At 29.1% G+C, this 21288-nt stretch carries 16 protein-coding genes and 1 tRNA gene; 9 read left to right on the top strand and 8 right to left on the bottom strand.

Going from position 1 to position 21288, the window contains the following annotated elements:
- Nucleotides 1-20 precede the first annotated feature (20 nt).
- Complete coding sequence (gene odhB / locus I1A51_RS17090; protein WP_196896091.1) at nucleotides 21-1232, bottom strand: 2-oxoglutarate dehydrogenase complex dihydrolipoyllysine-residue succinyltransferase; 1212 nt, start codon at nucleotides 1230-1232, stop codon at nucleotides 21-23.
- Between the two features lie 28 nt (nucleotides 1233-1260).
- The gene (locus I1A51_RS17085; RefSeq protein ID WP_196896090.1) at nucleotides 1261-4002 is read right to left on the bottom strand and encodes a 2-oxoglutarate dehydrogenase E1 component; all 2742 of its coding nucleotides are present in this window, start codon (nucleotides 4000-4002) and stop codon (nucleotides 1261-1263) included.
- Between the two features lie 475 nt (nucleotides 4003-4477).
- Between I1A51_RS17085 and I1A51_RS17080 the strand changes: the two genes are divergently transcribed.
- Nucleotides 4478-4551, top strand: a tRNA-Asn gene (locus I1A51_RS17080).
- A 56-nt stretch (nucleotides 4552-4607) separates the two neighbouring features.
- On the opposite strand, the gene I1A51_RS17075 is transcribed toward I1A51_RS17080, so the two are convergent.
- Both I1A51_RS17075 and I1A51_RS17070 read right to left on the bottom strand, forming a co-directional pair.
- Nucleotides 4608-5279, bottom strand: a complete 672-nt coding sequence (locus I1A51_RS17075) for a response regulator transcription factor (RefSeq protein WP_196896089.1) — start codon at nucleotides 5277-5279, stop codon at nucleotides 4608-4610.
- Nucleotides 5276-6781 carry a sensor histidine kinase gene (locus tag I1A51_RS17070; protein ID WP_196896087.1) on the bottom strand — a complete coding sequence of 502 codons (1506 nt, stop codon included), beginning with the start codon at nucleotides 6779-6781 and terminating at the stop codon, nucleotides 5276-5278. Before I1A51_RS17070 ends, I1A51_RS17075 begins: the two co-directional genes overlap by 4 nt.
- 115 nt (nucleotides 6782-6896) lie before the next feature.
- Between I1A51_RS17070 and I1A51_RS17065 the strand changes: the two genes are divergently transcribed.
- The 7 genes from I1A51_RS17065 (at nucleotide 6897) to I1A51_RS17035 (ending at nucleotide 16445) form a co-directional block, all read left to right on the top strand.
- The gene (locus I1A51_RS17065; protein WP_196896085.1) at nucleotides 6897-7676 is read left to right on the top strand and encodes a GLPGLI family protein; all 780 of its coding nucleotides are present in this window, start codon (nucleotides 6897-6899) and stop codon (nucleotides 7674-7676) included.
- A gap of 58 nt (nucleotides 7677-7734) precedes the next feature.
- The gene (locus I1A51_RS17060; RefSeq protein ID WP_196896083.1) at nucleotides 7735-8628 is read left to right on the top strand and encodes a GLPGLI family protein; all 894 of its coding nucleotides are present in this window, start codon (nucleotides 7735-7737) and stop codon (nucleotides 8626-8628) included.
- A gap of 21 nt (nucleotides 8629-8649) precedes the next feature.
- The gene (locus I1A51_RS17055) at nucleotides 8650-11343 is read left to right on the top strand and encodes a TonB-dependent receptor (protein ID WP_196896081.1); all 2694 of its coding nucleotides are present in this window, start codon (nucleotides 8650-8652) and stop codon (nucleotides 11341-11343) included.
- Nucleotides 11344-11559: 216 nt separating this feature from the next.
- Nucleotides 11560-11913 carry a DUF6686 family protein gene (locus I1A51_RS17050; protein ID WP_196896078.1) on the top strand — a complete coding sequence of 118 codons (354 nt, stop codon included), beginning with the start codon at nucleotides 11560-11562 and terminating at the stop codon, nucleotides 11911-11913.
- A gap of 5 nt (nucleotides 11914-11918) precedes the next feature.
- A complete protein-coding gene (locus tag I1A51_RS17045; protein ID WP_196896077.1) occupies nucleotides 11919-14036 on the top strand; it encodes a TonB-dependent receptor plug domain-containing protein in 2118 nt (705 codons plus the stop codon).
- 12 nt (nucleotides 14037-14048) lie between these two features.
- Complete coding sequence (locus tag I1A51_RS17040; protein WP_196896076.1) at nucleotides 14049-14693, top strand: HmuY family protein; 645 nt, start codon at nucleotides 14049-14051, stop codon at nucleotides 14691-14693.
- Between the two features lie 537 nt (nucleotides 14694-15230).
- Nucleotides 15231-16445, top strand: coding sequence for an aminotransferase class V-fold PLP-dependent enzyme (locus I1A51_RS17035; protein ID WP_231374066.1), 1215 nt, complete (start codon nucleotides 15231-15233; stop codon nucleotides 16443-16445).
- 69 nt (nucleotides 16446-16514) lie between these two features.
- Here I1A51_RS17035 and I1A51_RS17030 read toward each other — a convergent pair whose 3' ends face one another.
- The 4 genes from I1A51_RS17030 to I1A51_RS17020 form a co-directional block, all read right to left on the bottom strand.
- Nucleotides 16515-17369: a ChaN family lipoprotein gene (locus I1A51_RS17030; protein ID WP_196896075.1), complete on the bottom strand. Its 855-nt coding sequence runs from the start codon at nucleotides 17367-17369 to the stop codon at nucleotides 16515-16517.
- 39 nt (nucleotides 17370-17408) lie between these two features.
- Nucleotides 17409-17759, bottom strand: coding sequence for a hypothetical protein (locus tag I1A51_RS17025; RefSeq protein WP_196896074.1), 351 nt, complete (start codon nucleotides 17757-17759; stop codon nucleotides 17409-17411).
- Between the two features lie 26 nt (nucleotides 17760-17785).
- Nucleotides 17786-17914, bottom strand: coding sequence for a hypothetical protein (locus I1A51_RS17720; protein ID WP_262895833.1), 129 nt, complete (start codon nucleotides 17912-17914; stop codon nucleotides 17786-17788).
- A 109-nt stretch (nucleotides 17915-18023) separates the two neighbouring features.
- Nucleotides 18024-19313 carry a serine hydrolase domain-containing protein gene (locus I1A51_RS17020; protein WP_317192855.1) on the bottom strand — a complete coding sequence of 430 codons (1290 nt, stop codon included), beginning with the start codon at nucleotides 19311-19313 and terminating at the stop codon, nucleotides 18024-18026.
- Between the two features lie 362 nt (nucleotides 19314-19675).
- On the opposite strand from I1A51_RS17020, the gene I1A51_RS17015 reads away from it, so the two are divergent.
- Nucleotides 19676-20800, top strand: a complete 1125-nt coding sequence (locus tag I1A51_RS17015) for a hypothetical protein (protein ID WP_196896072.1) — start codon at nucleotides 19676-19678, stop codon at nucleotides 20798-20800.
- Nucleotides 20801-21288 lie beyond the last annotated feature (488 nt).

Raw genomic sequence — 21288 nt, 5'->3', positions numbered from 1 at the left:
AAATATATATTTTGATAATATTATAATTCTAAAGCTTTTCTTGGATTTCCTCCCATTAAGAATTCTGTTGGGTTTTCTAAAGCTTCTTTTACTGCTACTAAGAATCCAACTGATTCTCTTCCGTCGATGATTCTATGATCATAAGAAAGAGCAACGTACATAATTGGTCTTACAGCAATTCCTCCATTAACTACAACTGGACGCTCAACGATGTTGTGCATTCCTAAAATAGCGCTTTGAGGTGGATTGATAATTGGTGTTGATAACATTGATCCAAATACTCCTCCATTTGTAATTGTAAATGTTCCTCCTGTCATTTCATCAACAGTAATTTGTCCATCACGTGCTCTTAAAGCTAAACGCTTAACCTCAGCTTCTACTCCACGGAAAGATAAATTTTCTGCATTTCTGATAACTGGAACCATTAATCCTTTTGGTCCAGAAACAGCAATTGAAATATCTTGGAAATCGTGTGTGATTTTATAATCTCCATCAATCATTGCATTTACATCAGGATACATTTGTAAAGCTCTTGTACAAGCTAATGTAAAGAAACTCATGAATCCTAAACCAACTCCGTGCTTTGCTTTGAATTCTTCTTTGAACTCATTTCTTAAGTCAAAAATTGGCTTCATGTCTACTTCATTGAAAGTAGTTAACATTGCAGTTTCATTTTTTACAGAAACTAAACGTTGTGCTACTTTTCTACGAAGCATTGATAATTTTTTGCGCTCGCTTCCTCTTGCTCCTCCTGTTGGAGTTCCCATAGATGGAACGGCTTTTATTGCATCTTCTTTTGTGATTCTTCCATCTCTTCCAGATCCAGAAACTTCCGAAGAAGAAATTCCTTTTTCATCTAAGATTTTCTTTGCAGCTGGTGATGGTGTTCCAGTTGCATATGTTGCAGCTTTTGTTTCCGTTGCAGCAGGAGTTGGTGCAGGAGCTTCCTCTTTTTTAGCAGGAGCTTCTTCTTTTGCACTTCCTTCTGGTTTTGCTGCGCTCATGTCAATAAGACAAACTACTTCACCTACGGCTACAGCATCACCTTCTTCAGCTTTTAAGGTGATAATTCCACTCTCTTCAGCTGGTAATTCAAGTGTTGCTTTGTCAGAATCTACCTCAGCAATTGGTTGATCTTTCTCTACATAATCACCATCTTCTACCAACCAAGTTGCGATTTCTACTTCAGTTATTGATTCTCCCGGAGAGGGAACTTTCATTTCTAAAATCATTGTTACTAATTTTAATTATGCTGTTTTGTTATTCTTTGATAGTATTGAAAACACTATCGATTACTTTTTGATGTCTCTTCTTAAATCTTGAACCTGATCCGGCTGCTGGTACAGCTAAATAAGGTCTTGATGCTACTTTTAAATTTAGGAAATCTAAACGTTGCATCATAAAGCTCCATGCTCCCATGTTCTTTGGCTCTTCTTGTGCCCAAACATATTCAGTAGCATTTGGATAACTTTCTAAAATTTCTTTGATTCTATCTATATGTAGAGGGAATAATTGCTCAATTCTTACTAAAGCAACATCTTCTCTCTCTAAATCTCTTCTTTCTTTTAATAAATCATAATAGAATTTACCTGTACAAAGAACTACTTTTTTCACTTTATCCTTCGCAATTGTATCATCGATTACTTCTTGGAATGTTCCTTCAGAGAAATCTTTAATAGATGAAACTGCTTCTGGGTGACGTAATAAACTCTTTGGTGTAAATACTACTAGTGGTTTTCTAAAGTCACGTTTCATTTGACGACGTAACAAGTGGAAGAAGTTCGCTGGAGTTGTACAATCTGCAACAATCATATTGTCTTCTGCACAAAGTTGTAAATAACGTTCCATTCTTGCAGAAGAGTGTTCAGCTCCTTGTCCTTCATATCCATGTGGAAGTAAAACTACAATTCCATTTTGTAATTTCCATTTATCTTCCGCAGCAGAAATATATTGGTCAAACATAATTTGTGCTCCATTACTGAAATCTCCAAATTGTGCTTCCCAAATTGTTAATGTATTTGGACTTGCCATTGCATATCCATAATCAAAACCTAAAACTCCATATTCCGATAATAAAGAATTATAGATATACATTTTTCCTTGCTTATCGCTTAATGTATTTAAAAGATTAATTCTCTCTTCAGAAACTTCATCTCTTAAAACAGCATGACGGTGACTAAATGTTCCTCTTTCTACATCTTGTCCAGAAATACGAACATTAAATCCTTCTTCTAATAAACTTCCGTAAGCAAGAGTTTCTCCCATTCCCCAGTCGATCTTATCTGTTTCAAAAACCATTTTCGCTCTTCCATCTAGGATACGTTGTGCTTTTCTTACAAATTTTACATTTTCTGGAGTTGTAGAAACAACTTTTGCAATATTCTTTAAGTTTTCTTCTGGATAAGTTGTATCCTCAGAAGCTAACATTGCTTCAATACCTCTACGAGTAAAGTCATCCCAAATATCATTCATAAAAGGTTTAATAACTGAAACCTCATCTTGTTTTGATTTTTGGTATTCTTCCTCTAATTTATTCTTGAATTCCGCAGTAATTTCTTTTAAATAAGCATCATCAATTACTCCTTCTTTCTTCAATTTATCAGCATAAATATCTCTAGGATTGCTATGCTTTTTAATTGCTTTATATAATTTAGGTTGTGTAAACGTTGGCTCATCCCCTTCATTATGTCCGTATTTACGATATCCTAATAAATCGATAAATACATCTCTTCCAAACTTCATTCTAAAATCAATCGCTATTCCGATTGCGTGCACCACAGCCTCTGCATCATCCGCATTCACATGTAAAACTGGAGAAAGAGTAACTTTTGCAATATCTGTACAATAAGTACTAGAACGTGCATCTAAATAATTCGTTGTAAATCCAACTTGATTATTTACTACTAAATGTAATGTTCCTCCTGTTTTATATCCATTCAACTTGCTCATTTGAATGATTTCATACACTAAACCTTGTCCTGCTACCGCTGCATCCCCATGAACAATAATTGGTAAAACTTTAGAAGAATTTTCATTGTATTCTTTATCTGTTTTAGCTCTAGCAATTCCTTCTACAACCGCTCCAACAGTTTCTAAGTGTGATGGATTTGGCACCAAATTCATCTTTACTGTTTTGTCGTTTTTAAGCGTTTTTGTTGTAGTAGAACCTAAATGGTATTTTACATCACCATCGATTGTTGCATCTTCAAAATCTTTTCCTTCAAATTCGTTAAACATTTCACGAATTGGTTTTCTAAAGATATTTGTCAATGTATTCAAACGACCTCTGTGTGCCATACCTAATACAAACTCATCAACATCATATTGCTCAGCAGCATCTCTTATTGCAGAACTCAATGCTGGAATTAAAGATTCTCCTCCTTCTAAAGAGAAACGCTTTTGCCCAACATATTTTGTTTGTAAAAATTGCTCGAAAGAAACTGCTTGATTTAGTTTTGTAAGAATGTATTTCTTAGCTTCTGTAGAAAAATTTGGTAAATTTGAGTTTTGATTTAATCTCTCATTCCACCATTTGATTTCTTCTGGATTACGAATGTACATATATTCAACTCCGATTGAATTACAGAACATTTTTTGTAAATGATCTATAATGTTTCTTAATGTTGTTGTACCAATTCCTAATGTTTTTCCAGCTTTGAACTCTTTGTCTAAATCATCTTTAGAAAGTCCAAAATTTTCAATATCTAAAGTAGGAGAATAATTTCTTCTATCTCTTACAGGGTTTGTTTTTGTGAATAAATGCCCTCTGGTTCTATAACCGTGAATAAGATCTAAAACCTTGAATTCTTTTTGTACATTTTCAGGTACTTTTACTTCAGTTTCAGAATCGTCAGTTAAAGAGTAATTTTCATTTGCTAGATCATAACCTTGAAAAAAACTTCTCCAACTTGGCTCTATCGCATCGGGGTTTTGTAAATACTGCTCGTATAAATCAGCTATATAACCAGTATGTGCTGCGTTTAAGAACGAAAATTTGTCCATAGTTTGTTTAATGCTCAGTGTTTTAGATAAAACTAAGAGCAAAAATACAATTTTTGCCAATAAAACAGTGATAAACTCACCTATTTTACAATTTTATTTTATTTACAATTTTTCATAAATATTTTATTTATTTTCTAACAAATGATTTAAATTTAATTAAAGTTTACATTTTTTTCAATCAAATCAAGTTTTTACTATTTATTTTTCAACAATCGTTTGATAAAAAATATTAATTTTATAAAACATTTGTCATCTTTTTTGAAAACTACGCAATAGACAAATTCTTTTCTTAACTTCTCTTCTACTTTTTATCTAAAAATATAATAGAAAAATTATTTAAACTTTATCAAATATTTAAATTAATCTAAATCAGAAACTTAAAAAACCTATATTTCTTTTTTCTTATTTTTTCTAAAAAAAGTTTTTGCAGAATAAAAAAAACGTATATATTTGCAACCGCAAAAGAGAAATAAATTCCTCCTTAGCTCAGTTGGTTAGAGCATCTGACTGTTAATCAGAGGGTCCTTGGTTCGAGCCCAAGAGGGGGAGCAAAATTGAAGCCTGATATTTTTATCAGGCTTTTTTATTTTCTATACTTTTCTATTTTAAAAAATCAATTTATATCCAAATCCTCTTACATTGATTATTTGAATTGTTGTATCTTTTTTCAGTTTCTTTCGAAGTTTTGAAATAAAAACATCCATACTTCTTGTCGTAAAAAAATCATCTGTACCCCAAAGTTTATTTAAAATTTCACTTCGTTCTAAAATTTCATTTTTATGCAACATTAAATGATACAAAAGTTCTGCTTCACGATGTGTCAAATGAATTTCTTCTTCTTCAAATGTTAGAAGCTGCTTCTTATAATCGAAATCATATTTTCCTAATTTAGAAGTTTCTTTTTTCTGGTTGTTTTTTCTTAATTGTGCATGAATTCTGACAATCAATTCTTCCATACTAAAAGGTTTCTTTAAATAATCATTTCCACCAATCGAAAATCCTTTAACAACATCTGCTGTTTGCGATTTTGATGTAAGAAAAATAATCGGAATTTGCTCATCCAGATTTCTTATTTCTGTAGCTAATGAAAATCCATCTTTTAAAGGCATCATCACATCTAAAACTAGAATATCTGGTTTTCCAGAAGTAAATTTTTCCAAAGCCTCTTCTCCATCCAAACAATGAATCACTTCAAAATCTCTCGTTTCTAAACTTTCTTTTATAATTTGACCTAATGCTGCTTCATCTTCAGCTAAAATTACTTTTATTTTTTTCATTTGTTTTTTGGTAATTCTATTTGAAAAATACTTTTTCCTTTTTTATATATAACACGAATATTTCCGTGGTGTTTTTCCATAATTTTCTTTGTATAATAAAGTCCAATTCCAAAACCTTTTACATCGTGTTTATCTCCGTCTGAAATTCGATAAAATTGCTCGAAAATCTTGTCTTTTTCAGATTTAGGAATTCCTTTTCCATCATCTGAAATTTCAATAAATATTTGATTTGATTTTTCATAAATTGAACATTCAATTGCATTTCCTCCATATTTTACTGCATTATCGAAAATATTATTCACCGCATTTTCAAAATGAAAAGCATCTATTTGTAATTCGATATTTTCTGTTTTATGTAAAATAAATTCTCTTGTAGGAAATCTTTCTTGGTATTTTTCCACTCTGCTTTTAATCAATTCACTTAAATTTATTTTCTTAAAATCTAAATCAATGGATTCACTTTTTAAAGTTGCTGTTTCCAAAAGTTTTTCAACCATCAGATTTAACTTTTTCAATTGTTCTGTAGAAATATTTAGATAATTTTCTGTTCGTTGTTGATCATTTAAAACATTGAAATTTTTCATTCCTTCAATTGCAGCAAAAGTAGTTGCAATTGGTGTTTTGAATTCATGTGTTATATTGCTAATCAAATCATTTTTAATCTCTGATAATTGCTTTTGTTTATAGATTGTTTTAAGCAAATAAACCAAACAAGTAATTACACTTAAAGTTAAAATTAAAGACAGGAAAATACTTCCAAACATTTTTTTAAAAACTTCGGAACTATCTTTTTCTAAAGTCATTTCTAAATCTGTATCATTTGCAAAAAGAAGTGGACTTGCTTTAAGTTTAAATTCAGAATTTGAAATTGTATCTTTTAAATTAGAATAATAATTTTTTGATATTCGTTCTTGAAAATGATTTTCTTTTAAAGACAATTTGAAATCCAAATCGATTTCTTGTTTTTCAAATTCTTTCTTGATTTTATTTCCAAGTGTATCTACAGAAATAGAATTTTCAAAAACAGAAACAAGAATTTTAGTAAGTAAACTATCAATTTTTGGATGCTCTTTTCTATTAAGATTAAATCTTCTTGGATATTCAAAACGGATTGGAAATTTCTTTTTTAAACTATCTGTATGTATATTGATAGATTCTATTTCCTTTGGAACTCCCATTTTCAAACTATCATTTTTATATTTTCCAACTAACATTTTATGAAATTCTCTTTTCTTAGAAATTGGAGAATTTCGAAAAGGCAAAACAATCGTATCAATCTCTATTGTTGCAGCTTGGCTATTTGAAAAAGTAAAAAATGAATTTTGTGTTTTATCTGTATAATAACTTTCAATTGAATTGTCTAAAATCTTTTGAATTTGTTGTTTTAAATTATGCTTTTTCAACACGTAATTCTTTTGATTCCAATAGAATTGTGTTCCAATTACAAGCAAAATTGTGATACAAATAAAGATAATTCCTGTCGTATAATTTTTTCCAATCATAGCTCAAAAGTAGAATTAATTTTCATTCATTTTTCATCGTTAACACTCGTTAACGTTTGTTAACTCAAATCTTAAGAAGCCCTCTATACTTTTGGAAAATAAATTTTAGACCATTATGAAAACAAAATTAATTCTACCTATTATTCTAGCTCTATTTTTTATTCCTACACTAGTTTTTTCTCAAAATTTTAGTGGAACAGCAATTTATCAATCGAAGATAAATGTGGAGGTTGATTTAGATAAAGATTCTACAAATACTGCCTTGCAAAATCCTGAAATCAAAAAAATGATTCAACAACAATTAAAAAAGCAATTTGAAAAAAGATACTTTTTAAATTTTACTTCAAAAGAGGCAAATTTTATAGAAGAAGAAAAATTGGAAGTTGAAAATCCAGCAGTTCAAGTAAAAGTATTTGGAGGAACTTCCACAAAACAAGGAGTTTTATATAAAAACATTGCAAAGAAAGATTATAAAGCAGAAAAAGAGTTTTTTGGAAAGCGATTTTTAGTTGTAGATAAAATGCCAGAATATAATTGGGAAATGACAAATGAAACTAAGAAAATTGGAAATTATACTTGTCATAAAGCAATTGCAAAAACAGAAGAATCAACAGTTACAGCTTGGTATACAATGCAAATTCCATTGAGTATCGGACCAGATTTATACAGTGGACTTCCAGGAATGATTCTAGAAATTAACGATGGGAAAAGACAATTTCTTTGTACAAAAATCACTTTAAATCCTAAAAAAGAAATAGAGATTAAAATTCCAAAAAATGGAAAAAAAGTGAAACAAGAACAATTTGAAAAAATTGTAGAAAAGAAAGTCAAAGCATTTTCAGATCAACATAAAAACAACAGAGGAAATTCAAATGTAAAAATCATTAGGCAATAATTTAAACTTTCAAAAAAAAAGGATGTCTAAGTTTTTATAAACAAAACAGCACCATAAAATGAAAAAAGTACAAAATTTAATCTTAGCAATATTTTTCTTGATTCCTACACTATTTTTTGCACAAAAATTTCAAGGAAAAGCGATTTATCAATCAAAAACAGTTTTAAATCTTAATCGACCACAAGACACTACAAAACAAGATCAGATTCGACAAGAAAGAAGAAAAGCTTTCGAAAATATGTTGAAACAAGAACTTGAAAAGAGATATATTCTAGATTTCACACAAAAAGCTGCGCTTTACACAGAAGAAGCAAAAGTAGATGTTGGAGCTACAAATCCGAGAGCAGGAAGAATTAAAATGATGGCAAATATTATGTCTGGAGGAACTGTGAGTAATGGAATTCTTTATACGAATATTCAAAATCGTACCTATATAAATAAGCAAGAACTTTTCGGAAAAAACTTTTTGATTGAAGACAAACTTCCAGAATATGAGTGGACTTTAGAAAATGAAACAAAACAAATTGGAAATTATACTTGTTACAAAGCGACAGCCACAACACAAATGAGAGATTTACAAGCAGAAGCTCGTCAGATGCGAGAAAATATGCGTAAAAAAGGAAATGGAAATAAAAAAATTGAACCAATAATTAAGGAAGTAAAAATTACGGTTTGGTACACGCCTCAAATACCAATTAGTGTTGGTCCAGAAAAATTTGGTGGTTTACCAGGATTAATTTTAGAAGCAAATATTGGAAATACACAATTGCTTTGTACACAAATTACTTTAAATCCTTCTGAAAAAGTAGAAATCAATCCGCCAAAAGGAGGAAAAGTTGTTTCACAAGAAAAATTTGATGAAACAAGAGAAAAGAAAATGCAAGAAATGTCTAAAAACTTCCGTCGTGGTGGAAGATCTGGAGGAAGAATTCCAGGAGGAAGAGGTCGATAATTCAAAAGAAAATCAAGAAAAATGTATTTAAAAAAGATATTTATAGTTTTTTTCCTTTTTGGAACAGCTGTTAGTTTTGCACAAAAAACGACAATAACTGGAACTGTCAAAGACAGTACTGGAGTTGCGTTGGAACTTGCAAATGTTTTAGCGGTAAATCCAGAAACGAAAGCAATCAAAAAATTTGCTATTACCGACACAAAAGGACAATTTAAATTGGCGGTTCCAACAGATGAACCAATTGTATTACAAGTTAGTTTTTTAGGATTTCAAATGAAGGAAATTCCATTAGATTTATCAGGAAATCCAAAGAAATTAACTTATAATGTTGTTTTAGATGAAGATGATAACACTTTAGATGAAGTAGAAATTACTTATGAAATTCCGATTACAATTGAGGGAGACAAAATATCTTATACAACAGATGCTTTTACCAATGGAAAAGAAAAAAAGTTGGAAGATGTTTTGAAAAAACTTCCAGGGATTGAAGTTAATGAGGATGGAGAAATTGAAGTAGAAGGAAAAACTGTTTCGAAAGTGATGGTAGAAGGAAAAGATTTCTTTGATGGAGATTCGAAACTTGCCACAAAAAATATTCCAGCAGATGCAATTTCAAAAATTGAAGTTTTAAAAAATCATAATGATGTTGCCCCGATTCGTGGTTTGGAAGATGATTCGGATAATATTGCAATGAATATTTTATTAAAAGAAGGGAAAAAGAATTTTTGGTTTGGAGAAATAAATGCTGCTGGAGGAATTGAAGATCGCTATTCTTTTAATCCAAAACTTTTCTATTATAGTCCAGAAAAAAGCATAAACTTGATTGGTAACATCAACAATACTGGGGAAGTTCCGTTCACGTTCCGAGATTATATCAAGTTTTCTGGTGGTTTTAAAAACTTAATGCGTAAAGGAGGTTCGAGTATTAATTTATCTTCAAACTTGGCTGGATTCAACTTTTTTCAAGATACAAAAGTGCAAGAAATCACAGCAAAATTCGGTGCTGCAAACTTTAGTTTTTCAACAAAAGAAAGCAAATGGGATTTTAATGGATTTGCTATTTTTAATGAAACTAGAACAGATAATAAATCGCAAAGTATGCGAACTTTCATTGAAACAAATGAAACAGAAATTGATAGTGACAATACAGCTTTACAAAAAAATCAGCTTGGACTTTTAAAGTTTAGTGCAACACATAAGCCAAATTTAGATACACATTTTGAATATGATGCTTTATTTAAAATTGCAAAACAAACTGAAGACGGAGGATTAAATTCATCTATCAAAGGAGATATTCGTACGATTCAAGAAGATTTACCAGTTTCTTTAAATCAAAATATTGGTTATCATCACACGATAAATGAAAAGAATATTATTTCGCTTGCAGCACAACATTTATACACAAAAGAAAAACCAATTTATGAAGCAATTATTGACAGTCCAACAGATGAATCACCATTTCAATCGATTCCTTTTGTAAGTCAAGATATTTATGATATTCAGCAAAACAGGAATATTCACACGAATAAAATTGATGTAAAAGTTGATTATTATAATGTTTTAAACAATAAAAGTAATTTGAATTTTACTTTAGGAAATACGACAAATATTCAAAAACTTACTTCTGATATTTCGCAAAGATTAAGTGATGGAACAACGATAAATTTTCCAGAAGACAATTTAAATAATGAAGTTTCATATACATTTTCTGATATCTTTTTGAGTCTACATTATAAAGTGAAATTTGGAAAGCTTTTGCTTTTACCTGGAGTTAGTGTTCATCAATATTTAGTTCAAAATAAGCAATTAGGAATTACACAAAATGATGATCAAGTTCGATTTTTAGGAGATTTCTTAGCAGAATATGAATTTACAAGTTCGGAAACATTACGTTTTAAATATAATGTAACAAATGAATTTTCAGACATAAATAATATTGCTGAAGGATCTATTTTTACAAATTATAATAGTTTACAAAAAGGAAATAGAAATTTAGAAAGTGCGCAGTATCATAATTATAATTTGAGTTATTCGAATATAAATATGTTCTCATTCACTAATATTTTTGCAAATGTGAATTATTCTAGAAAAATAGATGCAATTAAAAATTTTGTTGATATTTCTGGAATTGATCAAGAATCTACACCAATTAATTCTGATTTTACAGATGAAACTTTATCAGCAAGAGGAAGTATTGACAAGAATTTTGGAAAGTATAAATTAGGATTTACAGCTAATGGAAATTATTCAAAATTTTACAATGTAATTAATAGTCAATATCAGACTTCAGAATCTTTTACGCAATCATATCAGGTAAAAGTAAACACGAATTTTGATACGTTTCCGAATTTTGAATTTGGATATAGAAAAAGTTTTTCTGATTATACATTAGCATCTAATAAAACAACTTATATCACAGATAAACCTTTTGTTCGTGTGGAATATAGTTTCCTGAAAAACTTCACAATTGATGCAAATTATGATTATTATAATTATAGAGATACAGATGAAACCATTAAAAATACTTATGCATTTTTAGACGCTAATCTGTATTATCAAAAAGAAGGAAGTAAATGGGAATTTCGAGTTTCTGCGACAAATTTGTTGGATACAAAAACAGTAGAAGACAATTCATTTACACAAACTTTCCAAAGAACGACGACATATTATGTTCAACCAAGATATGTTTTATTCGGAGTGAAATACCTTTTATAAAACGCCATTACTCTTTTTCATTCATAATTTAAACTGTCGATTCTATTTAGTTTCGACAGTTTTTTTATTTCTAGATTTTTTTTAAACCTGAAATCCTTTTGTTTTCAGGGGCTACAAAAAGATGTTGAAAAAAAATTATATTTTTTTCTTATTTATATTAAGTCTAAATAAAAATAATATCTATATTTGTACCATCAACAGAAAACAAATGTGGATATGAGTCATCAAATTCAATTAATAAGCAGAACGGAAAATGGAGTGATTTACAAATGTCTTGAGTGTAATCATTATCAGATTGAGTATAAGAATTTGAATTTCACTTTTTCGATTGTAGGATATGATCGATTCAGAAACTACATTAAAAGTCTTTATCAAAAACATTTAGAAGAAGGAATATTATGTCATTCTTTAGGAAAAAATATTCTTTTACCAACGAATAGTGAGACTTTAAAAATTTCTTTTAACATGCGAGAATTAGAAGAATTGTTTTCTCTTTTTTCTATGAAAAAGAAGGAACAGAAAGAGGCAGATTTAGAAACAGAAATGACATATGATTTTTGTCTAAACTAGAAGAAATGAAGCATACAATTGGAACTTTATTTTTTGTGTTTGCGTTCATCCAAACAATTTCAGCGCAACAAACACAAAAAAAGGATACAATAAACGATTTGGATGAAGTCGTGATTACCGCAACGAAGACAAAAAGACAACTAAGTAATATTTCGGTTCCTGTGACTTTATTGAAAGCAAAAGATATAGAATCTCTGGGAGTGACAAATCTAAAAGATGTTTTACAAGAAGTCACAGGTTTAGATATTGTTTATGATCATGGAGCTGGTGTTCAAGTACAAGGATTAAATTCAGATTATATTTTAATTCTTGTAGATGGAAATCCACTTGTAGGTCGAGTTTCTGGAACATTTGATTTATCCAGAATTAATGTTGGAGATATTGAACAAATAGAAATTGTAAAAGGACCAAGTTCCAGTTTATATGGTTCAGAAGCTTTGGGAGGTGTAATAAATATTATTACAAAAAAAGCAGATAGGACTTCAGCTTCTATTATAGGAAGATATGCGACAAATAATACAATTACTGGAAATGCAGAATTGGATTTTGTAAAGGATAAATTCAAATTAAATCTTGGAATTAATCATTATCAAACAGATGGATATGATTTATTCCCAGAAACTTTTGGAGAAACAGTTTCACCATTTAATAATCAAACATTTTTGACAAATATTGGTTATGATTTTACTAAAAAAATCAAGTTTACAGTTGGTGGACGTTATTTTCAAGAAAAGCAAGATTATGATTATTTGAATAATGATTTAATCATTAATTCAGAAGGAAATATAAAAGATTTCTTTATTGTTCCGAAAATTGACATAGAGATTTCAGATGATTTAGAAACAAATTTAAGATGGTATTATACAAAATATAAAACCGATTCAGAATCTATTTTTGAAGCATCAAATGAAACATATGACGCATCATTTTTTAATGAAACTTTTCAACAATTAGAATCGAAAACGACATATAAAATTAAAAACGCTCATACAATCACTTTAGGATTGGGATATATTCGTGAAACCGTAAATACGTCACGTTTAGCTGAAGATATCACATTTAAAGCAAATAATTTATTCACTTATGCACAATATTTATGGGATATCAACAAAAAAGCAAACATAACAATAGGTGCAAGAATTGATAAACACGATGCATTTACCACGCAATTCAATCCTAAATTTTCGGGTTTTTACCGTTTCTCTGATAATTTCTCTATTAATGCTAGTATTGGAACTGGTTTTAAAAAGCCAACTTTCCAACAGCTATACTTAAACTTCTCAAACGCTTCTGTAGGATATACAGTTTTCGGAACTACATATGTTGTGGAAGGTGTTGAGAAGTTAATTCAAGAAAATCAGATAAAATTAGGCGAAAATGGAGAGCCTGTTTTGTATGATGATTATTATAAAATTAAAGATAATGATGGTAAGATTGATCCTGAAACATCTGTTGGAATTAACTTTGGATTCAATTATTCTCCAATCAAAAACGTGTTTATCAAAGGAAATCTTTTTAGAAATGACTTAGATAATCTAATTGAATCTACTGCAATTGCTTTAAAAACAAACAATCAATTTGTCTATAGTTATAAGAATGTTCGCAGAGTCTATACGCAAGGTATTACAGTAGATGTTTCTTACCATCTGAATGAAAAATTAAAATTTAGTGCAGGTTATCAATATTTAGATGCAAAAGATAAAGATGTTGTACAAGAAATTAAAGATGGAAAACGATATGGAAGAAATCCAAAAACTGGTGAATCCTTTAAATTAAAATTATCGGATTATGGAGGACTTTTCAATCGATCAAAACATACGGCAAACTTTAAAATCAGTGCAACTAATTTTTGGAAAAAAATATCAGGAAATCTTAGAATTATTTATAAAGGAAAATATGGTTTTGCAGATCTAAATGGATCCGGAATTTTAGACTCAGATAATGAGTACACGGAAGGATACACCCTTGTAAACACTAACTTTTCTAGACCATTTTTTGAAAATAAATTGATTTTAAGCATTGGAGCAGAGAACTTATTTGATTACACATATAAAACAGATGAATATACAATTACTTCCCTTCCTGGAAGGATTTTATACACATCACTAAAATTAAATTTATAAACTAAAGAAATCATGAAAAAAAATAATTTATTCCTTAGCTTTTTATTTATAGCATTACTTTCATTCTCTTTTGTGAGTTGTTCAGATGATGATGATAATTCTACACAAACAATTGACCCTACAGAGCCTGTGGAGTTAGAATTAAAAAACATTACAAATTTACATATGCCAAATGATGTAATTGATTATGTTACTGGAGATATTATTCAAGCGAATCCTTTTAATTATTTCAGTTTTGCTGAAGGAGGATTAGTAGATGAAAGTGAAAGTTGGGACATTGCTTTTAAAGGAACTACAATTATTACAAATTCAGGAGTTAGTGGAAATGGTTCTGCAATGTCAGTAGTTGTTGACGGAACTTTTGACGATATTAAAACTGCTCCAGAAGATTCAGAATTTAGAGAGGATACGGATACAGAATTAGCGATTAAAAAAGGAGGAGGAAATGGATGGTATAATTACGACAATCAATACCACACAATTACACCAATTCCTGGAAAAGTTATCGTTGTTAAAACAGATAATGGAAAATATGCAAAAATGGAAATCTTAAGTTATTACAAAGATAGTCCAACTACTATTGACCAAACGGCAGAATCAGCTCATTATACTTTTAAATATAAATATCAAACAGAAGATTCAAAATCATTAAAATAAGACCATAATAAAGGAAACCAAACGATGTTGCATAGTTCAGTTTTTGTAAAAAAACTAACCATATATTTCTGATTTTTAATTGAAGTAATATTTAAAAACTACTTCTTCATTCTAACCAAAAAACTATGCAACATTTTGGTTCAAAAATTTCATTCATATATCAAATTGTTTTAGTTATTGAAGTATTTAGTTTTATCAAGTTACATTATCATAAATTAAATTGTATTACCAATTTTATTCTTCCTTTTCAATACGAAAAAAAGAATATCTGAATTATGAAAACTAATATTACAAGTGTTAATTGATAATGTACCACAAACACGTTCTTTTTCCTTCTAGATAAAACTAAATATCTTCGATATATTTTAGTTATAGATTGTAGAAAATCTTAAGTTTTCTACGTTGTTTTTGGTTTGGGAAGCGTTGAATTTTTTTCAACGCTTTTTTTATTTATAAGTCTATAAATTTTCTAAATAACACTTTAACATTTTGTAAAAGAATATATAGTACCTTTGCATTACTGAAATTGAATACAATATGATTGATATAAATAAAGTACGAAATGATTTTCCTATTTTGCATAGAACTGTAAATGGAAAACCATTAATTTATTTTGATAATGCAGCCTCAAGTCAAAAACCAAAAGTTGTTATTGATGCTATTGAAAAATATTACGAAACAATCAATTCTAATATTCATCGTGGCGTTCATACTTTGAGCCAATTAGCAACGGATGCTTATGAAGAATCTCGTTTTAAAATCCAACAACATTTTAATGCAAAACATGCTCACGAGATTATTTTCACAAGAGGAACTACAGAAGCAATTAATTTAGTTGCAAGTTCATTTACTTCTTTAATTAACAAAGAAGATGAAATCATTATTTCTGCAATTGAACATCATTCGAATATCGTTCCTTGGCAATTATTATGTGAAAGAACTGGAGCTATTTTAAAAGTAATTCCAATGTTCGAAGATGGAAGTTTAGATATGGAAACTTTTACAAATCTTCTGTCTGATAAAACAAAAATTGTTGCTGTAAATCATATTTCAAATGCTTTAGGAACAATCAATCCTATTGAAGAAATCATCGAAAAAGCTCATGCTGTAAATGCTGCTGTTCTTATTGATGGTGCGCAAGCTACTCCTCATGAAAAAGTAGATTTACAAGCTTTAGATTGCGATTTCTATACTTGTTCTGCTCATAAAATGTATGGACCAACTGGAATCGGATTTTTATACGGTAAAGAAGAATGGCTTCATAAACTTCCTCCTTATCATGGAGGTGGGGAAATGATTAAAGAAGTTACTTTCGAAAAAACAACATACGCTGATTTACCTCATAAATTTGAAGCTGGAACTCCAAATATCGAAGCTGGAATTGTTTTCGGAACTGCTATTGATTATATCAATGAAATTGGAATCGAAAATATTAAAGCATACGAACATGAATTATTAGAATACGGAACAGAAAAGCTTTTAGAAATTGAAGGTTTAAAGATTTATGGAACATCTCCTAATAAGACAAGTGTAATTTCTTTTAATATTGAAGGAATTCATCCTTATGATATCGGAACAATTATCGATAAACTTGGAATTGCTGTTCGAACTGGTCATCATTGTACACAACCAATTATGAATTTTTATAAAATTCCAGGAACAATCCGTGCTTCTTTCGCATTCTATAATACAAAAGAAGAAATTGATGCTTTAGTAGAAGCTTTGAAAAAAGCAAAAATGATGTTGAGCTAAAACGTTTTAAAATATATATTTTAAATAAAAAAGCAGCGTCTATTTTCGCTGCTTTTTTTATATTTTAAATTAATATGATTTAGTTACTTTCTCATCTACAACCATTATATAATCGGCTTTTCCTTTATTTTCTTTTTCAAATGAATCTACTTCTTTTTGCTCAACAATTGAAATTGTAATAATATTTAAATCTGGATTTGTCTTTTTTAAATACCAATAAATTCCTTCAAAATCATCTGAATGATAAGAACCATTAAAATGAATAAAAACCTCTCCTTCTTTTCTATTTTTTAAAATAGAATTTGCCATTGTTGCATCTTTTATTGCTTGTGCTTTAGGCAAATTTGGTCCACCATGTCCTCCCATCATTTTCATCATTTTCTGATAACTTGGTAAATTTTTATCATATAATATAGGTAAAGGAGCAATAAAATTTTTCTCTTCAGTTGATAATTCATCTAATCCTTCAAATCCTTTTTTATATACAATTCTAGCATATTTTCGTGGAACATTTGAAGCAATAACAGCAATTTTATGCTTCTTAGAAAAATCAATTAATTGTAAATAATCTGTATCAAAATTTGACCAAGTTCTTGTCAAAGTATCAAAAGCTTCTTTTGTAATTTCATCATTTAAAAATGCATTTAAATCTTTCTGAACATCTGTTTCAAACATTTCCATTCCAATTTTCACATCTTTCTTTTTTGAAACATCTTCTAAAATTATGTATTCCATCCAATGTGAAATCGGATTATTATGAAATTCTCCAACCAAAACAATATCTGCTTTCTTAATTTTTCGCAGCATTTTCTGATAACGAACCTTTTTTCCTTTTTCGTTATAAAGTTTATAAACAGATTTTCCCTGTGCTTGAATTGTTAAAATCGAAGTAAATAAAACAAGGAAAAGAATCAATTTTTTCATGTAATTCATCTTTTTAAAAGACAAATGTAACATAAAAATCTATTCTCGTTTTATCAAAACAAACAAATCATTTTCCAAAGCTAAATACCCTTGATCATAACAAAAATGATACACAGTTCCTTTTTTAGTAGTATAAATAGAAGTCAAATAATCAAAATCAAATCCATTACTTAAAAGCTTATGTTTTGAAACTTTTGTCTTTCCATTTACATTTAATTCAGTTAATATTTTATAATTCTTTCGAAGTCGATTATTAATATTTCGAATCAAATTTTTTTCATCTTTGTCCAAGCGATTATTATAGGTATTTCGACAATAATCTGAACAGTATTTTTTGTCAATTCTACCTACAAAACTCTCACCGCAATTCAAACATTTCTTTTCTTCCATTCACAAACAATTTTTCTTTTTTTTTATTAAAATAAATCTTTGAGCCATTTTCCTAAACCAAAAAAGATTGCCAACCAAATTAAGCCTTTGATAAAGAAAAATAAAAACCCAACAAGTCCTATTTTTTTGAGCCAGTTTTTTACTTTTTGTTGCATGAAATATAAATTATTTAGAGCCATTAAAAATAAAAATAATTGCTTTAAAATCACAGTATTTAAAGCAATTATTTAGCTCTTTAACCTATATTTTCATGTTAAAATTTCTCTATTTCACAGATGCTACAATTTTGCTTACCAATCCATCAAAATCAAATCTATCTGTTTCTGAATATCCAAGACGAACAATTACCATATCTTTACTCGGAATTATAAAAATTCTTTGTCCTTGATATCCATTCGCAGAATACATATCTCTTGGTGAATTTGGATAAAATCCTCCTTTGTTTATCCAAAAATGCTCTCCATAACGATCATCCGAATTAGGTGCTGGAGAATGCGTATAACCAACCCAAGATTCTTTAATTATTTGTTCTCCATCCCAATTTCCTTTATGAAGATATAACAATCCAAATTTTGCCCAATCTCTTGTATTTGCCCAACCGTAAGAGGATAAAACATAATTTCCTGCACAATCTGTCTCAATCAACATAGAATGCATTCCCATTTTATCAATAAATGATTTATATGGAAAATCTAAATATTCTTGATGTGTTTCAAATTGTTCTCTTAAAATTCCTGAAAGCAAATTTGTTGTTCCAGACGAATAATTAAAAAATTTATTTGGCTTATGCTTCTCTCTTTTTTCTGCTTGCGGTTTAGTCATATTACTCGCTTGAAAAAGCATTTTTGTAACATCAGAAATCGAATTATAATCTTCAACCCATTCTAAACCACTATTCATTTTCAATAATTCTTTTGTTGTAATTTTTCTTCTATCATCTTTTTTCCATTCCTCTACTGGCGCAGGTTTGTGAATATCAAAAATGGAGTCTTTTTGAAGAATTCCAAACATTGTATTCGTCAAACTTTTCGTCATTGACCAACCCAAAAGTCGTGTATCTTTATTATATCCTTCCATATATTTTTCTCCAATAATATGGTCTTTATAAACAACTAAAACTGCTTTTGTTTTTTTCTTTGCCGAATCTATATCTTCATCAAAAGCATTTTCAATTGCCTGATTTAATTTATCATAATCAATATTTGCAAAAACCGAATCTTTTGGCTCTAAATTCCCATACGGAAATGGTTTCTGAATTGGTGTTAAATTTCTATTCGGCTCTTCAATCTTTCTAGATTTCGGATTGTTTTCTGGTAATAAAACACAACCTAATCCTTCCCTATAAACTGCTTTTCTTTTCTTCAATCCAAATACAGTTGAAGTAACCGATTTTTCTTCAAAATCAATCTTATTTTTTGCCATTTTAATTGGAGAAAAACCATTGTCTTCTGATTCTATCGATTTCAACTTTCTATCCGCAACAAAAGTACAAGAACACACATTTTTGGCTGCAAATCCAGTTATAATATTTAAACGCGGGTAATTATAGACCACTAACACAATTATTAGTGCTATAAGAATGAAAAAAATCATTTTTGCAATTTTCATAGTTAAAAAATCTGTTGTTATAAATTAGGAATAAATGCAGATTTAACTTTTTCTTTTTAAGTCAAAATCCTTATGTAATTTATAAAAGAAACAAATATTTCGCAAAAATATTACTGCTTTTTATTGATTTATATCGTTTTTAAGCATTTTAAAAACTATTTTCAAGTCTGTTTTCAATTATCGACTTATCTATTTTCTATTAAAATTTATGATTAAATTGATACTTTTTAAACAAAAGCTTATGACTTCAAAAAATGACTAGCTTTCTCATTTTTATTAATTTAATTCTAAATTCAAAATAGAAAAAAATGAGGTTATTAGTTCTCGTATTCTTTATCACAGGAATACAATTTTCATTCTGTCAAGATCACATTTTAACTGTTGGTCAAATCCAAAAAAAAGAACATGCTACTACAAAAGCTTTTCAAAAATATATTAAACATCCTAACAGAAGCCGACTGAAAAAAATCTTTCTTAATCATTATACCGAATCACTTTCTAAATACAATAAACAACTTGACGAATTGAACAGTCCAGAATATTCGGAAAAACCATGGATTGAAATTCTAAATACATTACATTCTTTATATTATCTAGATAATCTAGTACTTTCTCAAAAAGAAACTGCTTCACTTCATTCTAAAGATTATAAAGCAATCATAGATAGTGTCTCTTCAGAAGCTTCTAAAGAACTATATGATGAAGGAAATAAATATCTTAATCAAACTGATAATCCTTTTGGAAGTGCCATTGCTTATCGAAATTTTAAAAAAGTTCTAGAAATTAATCCTGACTATAAAAACACAAAAGATTTATTAGATGTAACAATCTTAAAAGGAAAAAAGAATGTCTATTTTGCTCCTGTTACCTATAAAAATCAAGGAAACTATTTTGAAATTAGTTCTGATGGTTCAAGTATCTCCAGCAATTACATTCTTGAAAAAATTATTGAAAACTTAACAATAAATAATGTTGGAAGTAAATTCGAAAGATCAAAAGATTTTGACACCAATTGGGAAGTAGATATGACTTGGAATTCTATTAATATTTCTCCTGAAAAAAGACATTCTTATGATATAAAAAGGTCAAAAATTATCCAAGACAATGGGAAAGAAACAACAGTTAGCGCAACTGTAACGTATACAGAAACTATCAAAAATATTACAGGAAATATGATTGTAATCGTGAAAGATTCCAAAACAAATGAAGAAATATCAAGACATAATTTTCCTGGAAACACAACTCATATCAATAAAACAGCAAAATTTAAAGGTGATGAACGTGCTCTAACTTTTGAAGATAATGCTCTTATAACTAAAAGTTATTCTCAAAAACCTTTCAATGATACAGATTTAATAATAGAAATGTTCAACGAAGATATCTATAGACAATTCATTTCCGATTTAGGCGGACTTTTCAACTGGAATCTCTAATAATTTATTCAATATAATTTGGGCGTTTCCCTTCGTCACAACTTCGGGTCGGGCTTTCCGCTATATCTTTTGCTGCAAATCTGCAAGCAGCAAAAGGATGCCGCTACAATCCCTAACGCAACCGTTTTTCAAACAAAAAACAAGAAAAAAAAGAAAAGCGAAGTAACTGAGCCAATCCAAATCCAAACGTAAATGAAATTCTATCTATTATATATAAATCTAAAGGTAGCTGAGCGGAGTCGAAGCTAACATTTACAAAAATCACTCAATACATAATATTGGTAAACAAAAAACGGTGGCTTAGCGCAGCCGAAGCCAAAACATTTATTTGTAGTAAAAGATATTTTTCTATTCACAACTCACTAAGCGAAGTCAAATCTCAATTCAAAGCAAAAAAAAATCCTGATTCAAAAAAAGAATCAGGATTCAAAAAAAGGCGATGACATACTCTCCCACCAAAGGCAGTACCATCTGCGCTGGTAGGCTTA

The organism is Aureivirga marina (assembly GCF_015767265.1).
In the GTDB taxonomy this organism is placed as follows: domain Bacteria; phylum Bacteroidota; class Bacteroidia; order Flavobacteriales; family Flavobacteriaceae; genus Aureivirga; species Aureivirga marina.
Note: the sequence above shows the minus strand (reverse complement) of the source record. Positions and strands in the feature narration are given on the sequence as shown.

What these genes read in the sequence shown, in the direction of transcription:
- odhB (WP_196896091.1), bottom strand. Translation starts at nt 1,232, where the DNA reads ATGATTTTAGAAATGAAAGTTCCCTCTCCGGGAGAATCAATAACTGAA.
- I1A51_RS17085 (WP_196896090.1), bottom strand. Translation starts at nt 4,002, where the DNA reads ATGGACAAATTTTCGTTCTTAAACGCAGCACATACTGGTTATATAGCT.
- I1A51_RS17075 (WP_196896089.1), bottom strand. Translation starts at nt 5,279, where the DNA reads ATGAAAAAAATAAAAGTAATTTTAGCTGAAGATGAAGCAGCATTAGGT.
- I1A51_RS17070 (WP_196896087.1), bottom strand. Translation starts at nt 6,781, where the DNA reads ATGATTGGAAAAAATTATACGACAGGAATTATCTTTATTTGTATCACA.
- I1A51_RS17065 (WP_196896085.1), top strand. Translation starts at nt 6,897, where the DNA reads ATGAAAACAAAATTAATTCTACCTATTATTCTAGCTCTATTTTTTATT.
- I1A51_RS17060 (WP_196896083.1), top strand. Translation starts at nt 7,735, where the DNA reads ATGAAAAAAGTACAAAATTTAATCTTAGCAATATTTTTCTTGATTCCT.
- I1A51_RS17055 (WP_196896081.1), top strand. Translation starts at nt 8,650, where the DNA reads ATGTATTTAAAAAAGATATTTATAGTTTTTTTCCTTTTTGGAACAGCT.
- I1A51_RS17050 (WP_196896078.1), top strand. Translation starts at nt 11,560, where the DNA reads ATGAGTCATCAAATTCAATTAATAAGCAGAACGGAAAATGGAGTGATT.
- I1A51_RS17045 (WP_196896077.1), top strand. Translation starts at nt 11,919, where the DNA reads ATGAAGCATACAATTGGAACTTTATTTTTTGTGTTTGCGTTCATCCAA.
- I1A51_RS17040 (WP_196896076.1), top strand. Translation starts at nt 14,049, where the DNA reads ATGAAAAAAAATAATTTATTCCTTAGCTTTTTATTTATAGCATTACTT.
- I1A51_RS17035 (WP_231374066.1), top strand. Translation starts at nt 15,231, where the DNA reads ATGATTGATATAAATAAAGTACGAAATGATTTTCCTATTTTGCATAGA.
- I1A51_RS17030 (WP_196896075.1), bottom strand. Translation starts at nt 17,369, where the DNA reads ATGAAAAAATTGATTCTTTTCCTTGTTTTATTTACTTCGATTTTAACA.
- I1A51_RS17025 (WP_196896074.1), bottom strand. Translation starts at nt 17,759, where the DNA reads ATGGAAGAAAAGAAATGTTTGAATTGCGGTGAGAGTTTTGTAGGTAGA.
- I1A51_RS17720 (WP_262895833.1), bottom strand. Translation starts at nt 17,914, where the DNA reads ATGCAACAAAAAGTAAAAAACTGGCTCAAAAAAATAGGACTTGTTGGG.
- I1A51_RS17015 (WP_196896072.1), top strand. Translation starts at nt 19,676, where the DNA reads ATGAGGTTATTAGTTCTCGTATTCTTTATCACAGGAATACAATTTTCA.